This window comes from Lactobacillus kefiranofaciens (genome assembly GCF_900103655.1).
Classification (GTDB): Bacteria; Bacillota; Bacilli; order Lactobacillales; family Lactobacillaceae; genus Lactobacillus; species Lactobacillus kefiranofaciens.
Map to the genome: position 1 here is coordinate 24361 of NZ_FMXC01000001.1, position 12676 is coordinate 37036.

7 protein-coding genes, 1 tRNA gene and 3 pseudogenes are annotated in these 12676 nt (G+C 35.3%); 5 read left to right on the top strand and 6 right to left on the bottom strand.

Going from position 1 to position 12676, the window contains the following annotated elements; genetic code table 11:
* Positions 1 to 37 precede the first annotated feature (37 nt).
* Positions 38 to 836: pseudogene (locus BLP58_RS00175) on the bottom strand (AAC(3) family N-acetyltransferase).
* Positions 837 to 1045: 209 nt separating this feature from the next.
* Complete coding sequence (locus BLP58_RS00180) at positions 1046 to 3412, bottom strand: Xaa-Pro dipeptidyl-peptidase (RefSeq protein ID WP_025084105.1); 2367 nt, start codon at positions 3410 to 3412, stop codon at positions 1046 to 1048.
* A gap of 483 nt (positions 3413 to 3895) precedes the next feature.
* Between BLP58_RS00180 and BLP58_RS00185 the strand changes: the two are divergent.
* The 4 genes and pseudogenes from BLP58_RS00185 to BLP58_RS00200 all read left to right on the top strand — a co-directional run bounded on the left by BLP58_RS00185 (position 3896) and on the right by BLP58_RS00200 (position 8626).
* A pseudogene (locus BLP58_RS00185) lies at positions 3896 to 5473 on the top strand (ATP-binding cassette domain-containing protein).
* Positions 5473 to 7026 (top strand): ATP-binding cassette domain-containing protein, encoded by a 1554-nt coding sequence (locus tag BLP58_RS00190; protein WP_013853857.1) that lies wholly within the window; start codon positions 5473 to 5475, stop codon positions 7024 to 7026. Before BLP58_RS00185 ends, BLP58_RS00190 begins: the two are co-directional and overlap by 1 nt.
* A gap of 180 nt (positions 7027 to 7206) precedes the next feature.
* Positions 7207 to 8001: a TIGR02452 family protein gene (locus BLP58_RS00195; protein ID WP_013853858.1), complete on the top strand. Its 795-nt coding sequence runs from the start codon at positions 7207 to 7209 to the stop codon at positions 7999 to 8001.
* Positions 8002 to 8017: 16 nt separating this feature from the next.
* A complete protein-coding gene (locus BLP58_RS00200) occupies positions 8018 to 8626 on the top strand; it encodes a PH domain-containing protein (protein ID WP_013853859.1) in 609 nt (202 codons plus the stop codon).
* A gap of 38 nt (positions 8627 to 8664) precedes the next feature.
* On the opposite strand, the gene BLP58_RS12240 is transcribed toward BLP58_RS00200, so the two are convergent.
* The 4 genes and pseudogenes from BLP58_RS12240 to BLP58_RS00215 form a co-directional block, all read right to left on the bottom strand.
* Positions 8665 to 9153 carry a hypothetical protein gene (locus BLP58_RS12240; RefSeq protein WP_236695757.1) on the bottom strand — a complete coding sequence of 163 codons (489 nt, stop codon included), beginning with the start codon at positions 9151 to 9153 and terminating at the stop codon, positions 8665 to 8667.
* A complete protein-coding gene (locus BLP58_RS00205; RefSeq protein ID WP_226908589.1) occupies positions 9119 to 10783 on the bottom strand; it encodes a molybdenum ABC transporter ATP-binding protein in 1665 nt (554 codons plus the stop codon). Before BLP58_RS00205 ends, BLP58_RS12240 begins: the two co-directional genes overlap by 35 nt.
* A 290-nt stretch (positions 10784 to 11073) precedes the next feature.
* Positions 11074 to 11430 (bottom strand): annotated as a pseudogene (locus BLP58_RS00210) (arsenate reductase family protein).
* Positions 11431 to 11444: 14 nt separating this feature from the next.
* Positions 11445 to 12341 carry an alpha/beta hydrolase gene (locus tag BLP58_RS00215; protein WP_025084106.1) on the bottom strand — a complete coding sequence of 299 codons (897 nt, stop codon included), beginning with the start codon at positions 12339 to 12341 and terminating at the stop codon, positions 11445 to 11447.
* 165 nt (positions 12342 to 12506) lie between these two features.
* On the opposite strand from BLP58_RS00215, the gene BLP58_RS00220 reads away from it, so the two are divergent.
* A tRNA-Arg gene (locus BLP58_RS00220) sits at positions 12507 to 12580 on the top strand.
* Positions 12581 to 12676: the final 96 nt, after the last annotated feature.

Below are 12676 nucleotides of genomic sequence, written 5' to 3' on the forward strand. Positions count from 1 at the left end.
CGGTAAGAGCTTAAAATTGTGCTCTTACCGTTATTTGTTATTGATGATTATCTTTTTGTTTAAACCATTCACGTGCAAAATCAATTAATGCATGTGCATCAATTAACTTAATAACACCCTTATCCAGCTTAATAGTTTTCCATTTATTAGGATGAGCTTTTTCAAACGCTGCTCCCAATTCGTTAAAGTCATCATAAGAATACATATCAATATTTTGATATTTGGTCCAAATCGTTTTGCCGTTTTTGTCAACGTCAGTTGCAGCTAAGCAAGTTTCAGTTTTGCGGCCAATTGTTGATTCTGCGTAATGAAGCATCGTGCAGGTTTCGTAGTCTGTTCCTAAGAAAATAATTTTGATAAAGATAATCTAGTGGACTGTTTACACCATAGGGCATGTTGAGAGTTTGTCTCTCAGCAATACTTTCTTTATTTTTACCCCAAATTGCGATCGGTAAATAAGGGTGACTGCTTCGAACAACATTAGGCAATCTTCTAAAATATTCTGGAGTGACACCCAAACCTACAGTAATCGAAGTTGCTGGATTATAAGGTGGCATATTATCACGAACGAATTGAATCAAGTCCTTGCGAACTGGTGGATACTCCCAAGTTGCGGGATCACAATTGGTTGTAACTTGAGAAGGCATCATTAATGTGCCATCTGATAAAGTTTCTTCCAAAGCCTGGACAATAGTTTCGGGCCCACCTGGAACATAGTTAAACTTGCTCATTGCTGTGTGAACAAGACAAGCATCATTAGCTTTAATTCCGACTTCTTTCAATGCTTGTTTGAAATCGATCTTGGTTGTAACAGTGTTAATTAAATTTTCAGACATAATCATTTTCCTTTTTCAAATAGTAACGTTATTGACTGGGTCTGAAAAATGCTACTCTTGTTTTAATTTCTGCGTTGTTAATTTTATTTTTTTTGTTACTCATAATAATTCTCCATTTTCAAGAATATAGTTCACATTTTATCACATTAAATAAGCACTAATTCCAAGTAAGAAAGAACTAGTGCTTATTAATATGATTTTTAAATTATTTATTTTTCATAAAACTTAATCTCAGTCTTGGCTAAATCAACTGTATAAGTTTCTTCTTCAAGTGGACGCTTCGTCATCCCTTCGTCGGTTGAATAGATGATTAAAGCTAACTTGCTGCCAGATGGAATGGTGTAGTAGGTAGGTTGAAGCAAGAAGTCTAAATCGTAGAATTTATCAGCTTCGATTTCTTCAGGCTTTTTCATGTCTTTGTAGTTTTGTAAGTTCATGTGTGCCTTGGTGATTAATTTAGCCTTAGTCTTCTTGTCTGGGACAAATTCTTGCAAAGTGTCAGTACCAAATCTGTAACCAAGTTCTTGACCACCGCGCATCAAGAATTTAGGTGTAGCAATCAAACGTTTTCTTTCACCAAGTTCAACTAAAGCAACGGAGATTTCACCCTTAGGCAAACTGCCAGAAACGCGAACTTTGACTTCAGGACGACCCACAATCGTAGTTGGATGAATAAATTCATCAGTTTCAAAACGTAAACTTGGCTTAGCCCATTTTTCATCACCGCAAATGAACTTGTATTGCCAATCGCTTTCTGAAATACCAGCTTTCTTGAATTCAATACCGCCAACATCGGTAAAGGACTTTTGTGCTTTGCCGTTGCCATCTTGGAAAAGTTCGCCTTCATCAGTAGGGTAGTAGATCTTTTCTTGGCCTAAATCATTGCTCCAGTCAGGTTCTTCATGCCACTTGTCAGCTTGCAAGTTATCTTGAATCATAACCGTTGGCCATTGATTGTAAGCATTATTTTCAATGCCTAAAAGTTCATGAACAAACCAAAGGTTCATCAAGTCTGTAAAGTCAATCGAAACAAAGTTGTTCATATTGTAGTGTGGACCTTGGTGCAAGAAGAGGTGATGCTTCATTGGCATCTTTTTAACCAATTGCCAGATCTTGTAAACGTTCTTTGGCTTAACGTTCCAGTCATTTAAGCCATGAACAGAAATCCAGGAACACTTGATACCATCAGCGTGGTGACGGTAATTTCTTGCTTCCCAGAAGTCAGAATATTGACCCGTTGCACGATCCTCTTTTTCAAGCAATTCTTTTTGCATCTTGTCATATTCTGACTTGATCTTGAGATATGACCCTGCATCCCACAAGTTTGATTGACAAGTTTCAGCAAGTAAGTCTAAATCTTCGCCTTGGCAAGCTTCAGGAGCAATAACCAAACCATGTTCACGATAGTAGTCATACCAAGAAGAAATCGCAGCTTCAGAAACAACAGTCTTTAGGCCCTTAACTCCAGTAGTAGCAATCGCAATTTGTAAAGTACCTAAGTATGAACGACCAGTCATCCCGATATTACCGTTGCACCAATCAGCTTTAGTTTGAACAGTTCTAGTTCTGTCAGTGTAGGCAACACGATCACCATGGAGCCATTCGATTACTGCTTTTGCAGATTCGGTTTCTTCAGGCGCACCAGTGATGCGGACGCCGTCACTGCCGCGGGTTCCGATTGCACCAGCGAAGACACTGGCAAAACCGCGAGCTAACATGTATTCGTTAAGTGGGTAAGAAGACTTGTGTACTGCTTCTTCAGTTGCTGGGTGGCTAGAGCCATCTGGCTTTTGCGCCTTGACGATTGGTGAGTGAACGTATTGTGGATCATTCCATTCAGTAGCATCAGATAGGTTTTCGTCAACGCTATGGTTGCGTTTTTCATTAGCAATAATGCCGCCAAAGTATGGAGATGCTGTGTAAAGTGCTGGCACTTGAAGTCCTTTGTTTGTTTCAGCAGGACGGAAGATAGTCGTTTGAATCAAATCGCTCTTGCCGTCGTGATCAGTATCAAGATCAGTTTCAACATAAACAACTTCGCGAATAACCTTGTTGGTATCAAAAACAGGAATAGACTTGCCGTTGAAGAACTTGAACTTATTTTGACCCCAGAATTGAGTGAAGTAGCCTTTACCAGCCATCACATCAAGTAAAATCTGACCGTTCTTAGTACGGGTATTAAGTAAACGATAAAAAGCAGAAATGAGCTTTTGATTATCGCTAATATCTTGTACAAAAGGCAAAGCTTGTTTTTGCATAAAGCCCGTTGGATCAGCAAAGTCGTAATCGTAATGAACATGGTAGCCTAAAAGCTGCAAAGCTACATTATAGAATTGAGCTGTACCAATGGACGTTGGTTCTTGCTTTAAAAAGTCAGCCAAGGTTTCGTGATCGGAAACGGCGAATTCTGCTAGCTTCGCAGTTTTAGCCTCGGCGATTGTATTTTTGATTAACTTAGCCAACAAGTCGCTAAAATCCCAATCGGCGTAATTTCTAGGCAAAAAGTTGATGTCGATTAATTCTTTGACCTGTTGCTCAAAAGGTGTATCGACGTAGGCGTATTGATTGTATTTCATATTTTTCTCCTTTGGTTAGTTTAATTATCTATAGTTTACCTTTTTAAGAGAGTAGAACCAATAAAAATGAAAGTAATATGGAAATATTTTAAGATGAAAAGGCTTTATTTTTATAGGAAAAATATTCTAGGTATTTGATTTCATTAAAAAAGCTTGCTAAATTAAATATGTATGATATTATTTTAAATAATTAGTAGAAACAGAGAGGTTTTATTGCCATATGATTCGTTTACGTAAGTTCTAATATTTGATTTGTTGTTTAGCAAAATACTGTATTTACATGCTTATTTAGTGTACCTAATTTTGCTCACATCTCAATTATTAGCAGTAAGTGAATCTAGGGTAATTTTCTACGTCTAAATTAGCCTTTATTTGTTGCACTGTTTTTGAGAGTGAGTATCTCATGGCAGTGTTTTTTCTTTGCAATAAATCATTATTAGATTCAGAAAAAAACTAATATTTTTACAAAGAATGAGGAAAATAATGGGTTTAAAAGATTATTTTAAAATTAATCATCAGCGTGCTTTTTTAGTATTGTTTTTAATTACGTTGACTCAAGCAGCTACTACAGTTTACACCTATTTGACTAGTTCACAGCTTAATGCTTTGTCTTAGGGAAAATTTGTCTATTTTGTTGTATTGATTGCAGTTCAATTTATTTTCGGTCAAATTTGTAACATTAGCTTTAATTACTCTAATGTACAAAATACTAGACAAACACAGGATTTGTTTCATCAAGTAAGACAAAAAATAGTTGCACACTATTATCAAAAGCCAGCTAAAGTCTCAGAAATGGAAAATCATTTAGGCAATGATTTGCAGCTGGTGCAAGAGAGCTATTATGATGTGCTATTCTACTTTGTTTGTGACTTTATTTATATTTTGTTAACTATTGGGACGCTCTTTTCATTTCATTGGTTATTAGTTGCCTATGCCTTATTAGTTGCCTTGCTAGCAGTTCTTGTCCCTAAGTTACTTGAAAAATATACTAATAAAGCTACAGAAAAAGTATCTAGTAAAAATGCTGATTTTTTACATGCCATAGAAAAATGGTTCAATGGACTAGCTGAATTAAGACGATATCAGAATAAAACGGTCTTAAAGAAAGTAGTAGGAAAGAATAGTTATCAGCTAGAAAAAAGTGAATATAAACGTGACAAAGCATTAGCTTATACAGCAATGGTAGCTGCAATCTTTAATATTGCTGGGCGTGTCGGCGTACCTTTAATTGCTGGAATTTTGTTTTTTAATCATCAAGTTGATTTAGGTGTAATTTTAACGGCTGGGTATTTCGCCAATGGTATTTTCTATAGTGTTGATAGCTGTGTGAATAGATATATGCAGTTGAAATCGACCAGAACACTTCGTAATCGATTGAAAGTGCTACAAAAAGTAGTAGTTGAAAATCAATATGATGACTTGGATAAAGTTGATTCTATTCAAGTAAAGAATTTAACCGTTCACTATAAAGCAGGTGAAAGCATTAGTTATCCTGATTTCACTCTTCATCGAAGCGACAAGGTTTTACTGACAGGAGATAGCGGTACTGGTAAATCTACTTTGTTAAAAGTAATGCTGGGACAAGTTAAGCCTAAAACAGGTGAGGTGATTTATTTAGATAAGAACAGTAAGGTTTTACATCCCGATCTAAGGAAACTAGGCTATCTGGCGCAAGATTTATTAATCTTTCCAGGTAGCATTGCAGATAATATCACGATGTTTAATTCAAAGCTCAATTCAAGAGTTGGTGACCTAGTAGAACAAGTGGCTTTTAAAGACGATCAGGCACGTTTTAATGATGGGCTACAGACAAAGCTGGATCCTCATCATGAATTGCTCTCTGGTGGACAGAAGCAAAAAGTAGTTTTAATGCGGTTATTACTGCACCAGACGCCGATTCTTTATTTAGATGAGCCAACTAGTGCCATCGATCAAAAAGCCACAACCTTAATTCTGCAGAATTTGATAAAAACAAAGGCAACACTTCTAATGATTGCTCATAATTTAACATCAGAGCAAAAAGCATTGTTCGATCGTGAAATTTGCTTGGAGGAAAAATAATGAACTGGAAGGAATTATTTAAGTTAGAGCTATTTAGATTTTGTCTGGCAATTAGTTTGCAAATGATCGCTGCAGGTGGAGAGGTTGGAGTTGCCTATACTTTAACGTTGCAATTCAATGCAGTTAAAAATAGAGATTTAAAATTATTTTTATGGTGGACAGTAATTCAATTAATTTGTTATGCGTTAGTATTTTTATTTTATAATATCGCTTCCATACTTTGGCAAAAAGCATTGCAAAAGTATTTTCACTTAGTAAGACAAGAAATCACGGATCACTATTTTACTGATAGTCATCAACATAAGGTAGGAAGTGTACAGAATCGACTAACTAATGATATAAAAATCTTGCATAAAGATTACTTTAATTCTTTTATATGGGTAGCAGGGATGATCGCAAGCATCTGCAGTGTGACCATGACTTTATTAACCTTTCAATGGGCATTGTTAATCGCCTGTTTACTTTTAGCTGTGGTTCAAATCTTCTTGCCCAAGTTGTTAGATAAGCCACTGCAAAGAGCAACTAAGAAAGTTTCTTCAGCTAATCGAGAATATTTAACAACTTTGGGTGATTGGCTAATTGGATTGTCTGAATTGCGAAGGTTTGAAGCTAATGAAAAGTTATTCAAAACCGTTGCTAAATTTTCAGGTCGTTTGGGAGCAGCTAATGTGCAAAAACAGAAAGTTGATCAAGAATTAGATTACTTGAATCAATTAGCTTATTCACTAGGGGATGCTTTGATTTTCTTATTAACAGGATACTTAGTTGCTAATAATTTGGTCGTGTTTGGGTTAGTCGCTAGTATTGGCAATTTTAGTGCAGCGCTTTTTAGCTCGCTTCAAGGCATCGCTAATTATACCGGCAAGATGCGTGCAACTAAGAAGTTACGTGAAGAGATTTTAGCATCTAGAGAAAAAATTACTACGACAAGAACGGTAAATGCAAAAGCACCAGCAGGATTTACAATTCATGATTTAGCAATTGATTTTGAAAATGGTGAAGGAGTTGTTTTCCCCGATATTCAAGTAAAAGCAGGAGAAAAGATTTTACTGACTGGTGATTCAGGAGCAGGCAAGTCAACTTTATTTAAATTGCTATTAGGAGAAAAACAAGCTAGTTGTGGTGAGATCCAATATTTTGATCAAAATGGAACGAGGATTTATCCTAATCTATCCGAGATTGGTTATTTGCCGCAGGAACCAACTTTTTTTCCAACCACTATTGCAAAAAATATTACGATGTTTAATCAGAAATTAGATGATGGCATAAATGCTGCAATAAAACGAGTGGAGTTTGCAAGCGATGTGACTAAGATGCCGGCAGGAATTGAGACGAGCATAAATTTGGATCAATTGAATGTTTCGGGTGGTCAAAGACAGAAAATTGTTTTAGCTAGAAGTTTGGTTCATCAAAGCAAATTAATTTTAATTGATGAAGCTGCGACGATGAAAATCTTGCAAAATATTCTTACTGGTAGTGCGACAGTCGTGTTTATTGCACATAACTTTAATGAAGAGATGCGACACCTATTTGACCGGGAAATACATCTATAGATCAGTTTATAAAATGATTCGCACAATTTTGTTTAATAATTAGTTTTTTTAAATTATCAAAGCGATTAAGGATTTTGATTTTTTTGTGTAATAAATATTGAGTACTATAGTTAATACTATGGAGTCATAGCAAATCAGAGTAAACTAAAAGAAAAATAGACGTAAAAGAAGGTATGTTCAATGAATAGAACTCAAGTAAAAGACAACGCCAGAAAACATGAGGCAATGGTAGAGAAACTGTTTCAAACGCAGATTCAGCAGTCAATTGAAGAAACTATCGTGTATGATCAGGATTCTTTTAATGATAAATCAAAAAATAATTTTACTAAATTAGCCCAGCAAATCGTTTGGCCACTAGCTACGGATCAAGCAGTAATCAAGGCTTTTAAAACATATAAAGGTCAAAAAATTGCGGCATTGAATTTTGCTTCATATACTAATCCCGGCGGGGGTTTCTTGAATGGTGCTATGGCGCAAGAAGAAGCGATTTGCGCGCAATCAGATTTGTATCCAGTTATTTCGAGTCAGAAGAATTTCTATGATTGGAATAAACGGCATCTGAATCAGAAGATGTATTTAAATCGCGCCTTGTATTCACCCGATATTTTATGGGGCACTTCTACGGTGCCACAGGGGAAGAGTGCTGTGATTACTTGTGCTGCACCTAATAAGAGTGCTGGCCGACGTTTAGTAGAAGATAAAGAAGCACAAATGAAATTTGAGAGTAACGCAAATAGTGCAATGCTTAGTCGCATGAATTTTGTTAAGCAAATTGCTGAAGAGCAGAAAGTTAATGTCTTAATCTTAGGTGCATGGGGAGCAGGCGTCTTTGGCTTTACGGCAGATGAAGTTGCTAAAATGTGGCGGAGAGTTTTTGCTCAGACAAGCAGCATTGAAATAGTAATCTATGCTATTATTCCTGATAAACGTAGTAATCAGGCAGTTCGCGCTTTTAAAGATGTATTTGAAAAGTAATAAGAGAAGTTAATTTATGGGATTATTTAATTTATTTAGTAAAAAACAGCAACAAGCTAATCAGTCATTCTTAGCTAAGCAACGTAGCCAGCAGGCAATTGTCAAAATAAAAAAATTAGCTTTGCCATCTAGGATCAAGCAGCAATTAATCAAAGCTGAAGTTTATGATGTTTGGTTGAATAGTCATGATTTGTTGCCCTTGGCAAATTTAATTGAAGAAAGTGAAACGATTGAATATGCGGCTGTTGGAATTGATGACCATAGCAAGACAGTAATGTTAATTTGTACGAATTATCGTTTGCTTATTTTACAAAAGAAAATGACTAGTGAAAATACAAATATTATTCCGCTAGCTCAGATTAAGAGTGTTATCCTCAAACAACAATTGGCTTATGTTGAATTGAAGTTGATTGTCAAGGATGCACAGTTAGATTTTAACTCGCTTAATAAAGTACCAGCTGGAATTCTAGCAGATAAAATTAGAAAATATGCTAAATTAGCCCAGAAAGGATCGGTTGTCGATCAACAGCTGGAACAAATTAAAAAGTTGAAAGGCCTTAAGGATGAAGGCATTTTGACTGAAGAAGAGTTTCAGGCAAAAAAGAAGAAAATTTTGGATATGTAAACAGAAAGCTGAGTATCATCAAATACTCAGCTTTCTTCTTATTTAACTTGCATTTTCATAATTGCCTTAACCGAAATAATCTCAATTTGTTGTGTAGCAATATTTTTAACTTGCAGCATCTTATTGATGGTTGGGTTAGCAGCAGCTTGCATAATGTCTTCGATGATTTGTGAATCAGGAGAACTGTACTCATATTTAGTTTCATCAAAGGTCGCCAATAAAATAGTTGAACCGGTATTAGCAACAGGAGCTTTTGGTGCTTCAATTGGAGCAGATTCAGTTGCAACTGGTTTACTAATCAATTTATTTGCAATTGGTTTATTTTTAGGCTCGGCATGCTTGATAATCTTAACTTTAGGCACTTCGATTTTCTTTTCTGGCTCTGTAGCTTTAGCTTTTTCAACTGTTTTAATAGGTTGCTTGTCTTCTTTTTTAGGTTCAGTGGAAGTTTTATTAACCGTGGCCTTTAAGATCTTATCTGTATCAATTTTCTTAGGCTTTTCTACAGGTACTGGCATTTTTATCAATTGGGATTTCGCGTTTAGTGACAATGGTATTTTTGTTAGGTAAAAGATTACGAACAGTTTTACGTGCTTTGAAGAGGTCCATGACCCTGGGACCGTAAACATTAATTGAGTAATGTAATCCATTAAGAGGGAAGAATTCTTCTTGTCTAATGCGTGTGTCAACTTCACTACGGTCAATCCCGGTTTGTTTAACAATATCATCAGTTGTAAAAATAGGTAGGATATCTTTTAGGTGTTCTACAGTTGATGCATCTTGTGCACCAATCACTTTTCGCATGATGTCCCAACTTTTAGCGTCATATCGTCTGGTTAAGCCTGAATCCGCGGTTGGCTTAATAAGACCTTGTTTTCTTGCATTTTCTACAATTTTTTTGTCAACATCTAATGTATTAACTAATTCAAGCTCAGATAAGGCAGAGGTTGGTCGCAAGGATTCAATCTCGTTTGAAATTTCTTCAGTATGAATGTCTTTAGCTAAAGCCCAATTCTGATAACTAGCGATGTAGCTGGATTCGCCTTCTTCAGGATGAAGCCACATAATATAGCCTAGGAAGATATTAGGGTTAGTTGGTACAGGGACAAATTCATGTTCAGTCAACAATTTGAAGTCAGTTACCATATTGAAAGTACCACTGTTTGAAGGTGAGGCTTCACTCATGAATTGGATCTTGTCACCTGGTTTCAATTCGCCTAACTTTTTAATATCGCTAACGTAGGGCAAATAATACTTGGCAAAAATCAAACGATCGCTGGCAACATTGCGTATATTTTTAACTTCCAACTGCGGCATTTTATGACCGATTGAAGGGATTTTAATGGCGTGACTACGAATTACTTCGGCAGTATAGGTTTCTTTGCTTTTGTTAACCAAAGGAAGAACGTCGTTAGATTCACCTTGCTGTAATGCTTGCAAACGTTGTTGGAATTTCTTATAGCGACTGGGTTGGAACTTAACATCAACGTGGGCCCCATTAGCTGCAAACTCATCAGTATTATGGGTTAAATAATTTTCTGTATAATTCTTCTTAGTAAGATTATTATTGCTTAATTCAACTACCCAGGAATCTTGACGATCGTAGCCGCTGACTAATGTTTCAGGACGATTAGTACCTAAAAATATCCCAGCTTTTTTAATAAATGTAGCAGCTAAGCCGTATTTCCCTTGACCATATTGTTTAACCTTACTAATTCCTTCGATATAATCGCCAATTGCCAGTTGTTGATCAGGATGTTCAATATATTTGATATTTTCAATATTTAACCAGGCGTGATAGTCAAGAATTTCTATTTTTTCATCTGAATAACAAGAAATTTTATCAATTAATAGTGAACCATTTAAATTAGTTTTATTAGGTAAAGTTACATCACCTAATACACCCAGCCATTTTACCCAAATATCAGCATCAAAATAGGGCTTAAGGCGAATATGAACAGAATTAGGATGTAAATATTTGTTCAATTGTCCATTGATAATTTGATTTCTTTTCATATTGAAGACAATTGCTTTTTTAGCTAATTTTAATTCTTTTATTTTAATAAAATCAGCATATAATTGATTTTCTTTATTGCTACTATGATGTAGCTTATGTCGATTCTTATGCAAAAGCTTTTTCAAGTTATCGGTTTTCATAATTTTCCTTCTTTATTCTAAGTAATTAATTTTTTCTTTTTTATGATTCAACTTAGTACAAGGTTAAACATCTCCTTACTATTGTCAGTTATTCCATTATATAATAAAATCTAATATATAATAAAATCTAAGTTTTTTTCGTAAAAGTCAAATATGGTCAATTTTGCGTCCAATTCTGTAAGTAAAATATTTAGCAAAGCCTAAAAATTATCTTGCTAAATTAAAATTTATTTAGAAGCATAAAAATAGTTCATTACCATTTTAGTTGTGGTGATGAACTATTTTCTTTTTTATAACCAAGTTTGTTCAAAAATATTTTCTTTAAAGCCACAGGTTAAATGCTGTTCATCAACAACAAGGGGCCTTTTGATCAATTTACCATCTTTAGCCATCATGCTTGCAGCTTCATTAATAGTCATTGTTGGTATCTTATTTTTTAATTTTTGTTCGCGGTAATGCTGACCATGTGTATTGAAAAAGTATTTTAAGCCACGATCTTAATACTTGGTCATCCAATTAATTAAATCTTCTTTTTTAGGTGGTTGTTCTACTAAATCTTGAAATTCGTACTTAACATTGTGCGCATCCATCCATTTTTGTGCTTTGCGTGAAGTAGAGCAGCGTTTGTAACCGTAGAATTTAATCATAATTATCCTTTCATTTATTTTTGCAAAAAGTTTCTGAAAAATTCAATTTCCTCATCGTTTGCAATATCAGCTAATTCGTCCTTTTGATCAACGAAGAAGACATGACCGTGCGGATTATCTTTATCACCATAAGATTTACAGATTGCATGGACGCCACGTCCTAATAAGAAGCCAAAGAGCGTAAATTGCATATCATGCAAAAAGTCATTGTTGGCGGTAATTAAGTAAGTAGGCAGGAAGTTTTGATTAATGTATTTTTCGACGTTAAGCTGCTCGTGATATTTATTTATTGCTTTTTTAGTAAAGTAAGTACTAGCTAATCCATCTAGGTTGCTTGGGGTTAGCATGAAAGAAGCAGCACAGTTTAGGCCAACTGCACGGAATTTTAAATTCAATGGCTTATATGGGAATAGCTTTGCATAATCAGGATTAGTTAAAATAGTTGCATATTGTTCTGCCATTTGTCCGCCAGCACTATCACCAACGATGAAAACATTATTTCTGTCTAAACGATATTCCTCAGCGTGCTCATCAACCCAGTGCATGTAACGATCGACATCGTCTAGTTCATCTGGAAATTCCGCATTTTCTGGCGCTAAACGATAATTAGGATTAATAAAAGCAAAACCTCGCTTAGCAAGTCCCATACCATAGTATTGGTAGATCTCTTTAGTACCATAAACCCAGCCACCACCGTGAATATTAATGATTACAGGAAATGGGGCCTTGTATTTTTTAGGTAGATAGACATCTAATGTATGCCATTTCTGATCTGGACCATAAGGCAGATTGTCTAAACGTTCAACTTCAGGAATATCATTTGGCAGATCGCTATCTCGCTTAGTATCGTGTTTGTAGGCACCGGTTCTGAAATCTTCTACGAATTTTTTGATTTTATCTTTAAGTTCCATAGTCGTTCTCTTTTCTAGTAAGTATCTGTATCTAATTAAATTATACTTTAATTAATTTGCCTAGAATTGAAAAAATAAGAATTTTTTTGAAAATACCCTTGCATTTCGAATGAGCTTCTCATATAATAATTTATGTTCTGTTGAGGACATACAAACATACAAGATGGTCTGGTAGCTCAGCTGGATAGAGCAACAGTCTTCTAAACTGTGGGTCGTGGGTTCGAATCTCACCCGGATCATAAATGTAGCAACGTTTTCAAGCGTTGCTTTTTTGTATTTTAAGTGATTGACCATTAATTTGAAATGATTAATTGTATAATACAAATAGATGACAA

Coding starts and splice junctions, on each gene's coding strand:
- BLP58_RS00180 (WP_025084105.1), bottom strand. CDS start 3,412: ATGAAATACAATCAATACGCCTACGTCGATACACCTTTTGAGCAACAG.
- BLP58_RS00190 (WP_013853857.1), top strand. CDS start 5,473: ATGAACTGGAAGGAATTATTTAAGTTAGAGCTATTTAGATTTTGTCTG.
- BLP58_RS00195 (WP_013853858.1), top strand. CDS start 7,207: ATGAATAGAACTCAAGTAAAAGACAACGCCAGAAAACATGAGGCAATG.
- BLP58_RS00200 (WP_013853859.1), top strand. CDS start 8,018: ATGGGATTATTTAATTTATTTAGTAAAAAACAGCAACAAGCTAATCAG.
- BLP58_RS00205 (WP_226908589.1), bottom strand. CDS start 10,783: ATGAAAACCGATAACTTGAAAAAGCTTTTGCATAAGAATCGACATAAG.
- BLP58_RS00215 (WP_025084106.1), bottom strand. CDS start 12,341: ATGGAACTTAAAGATAAAATCAAAAAATTCGTAGAAGATTTCAGAACC.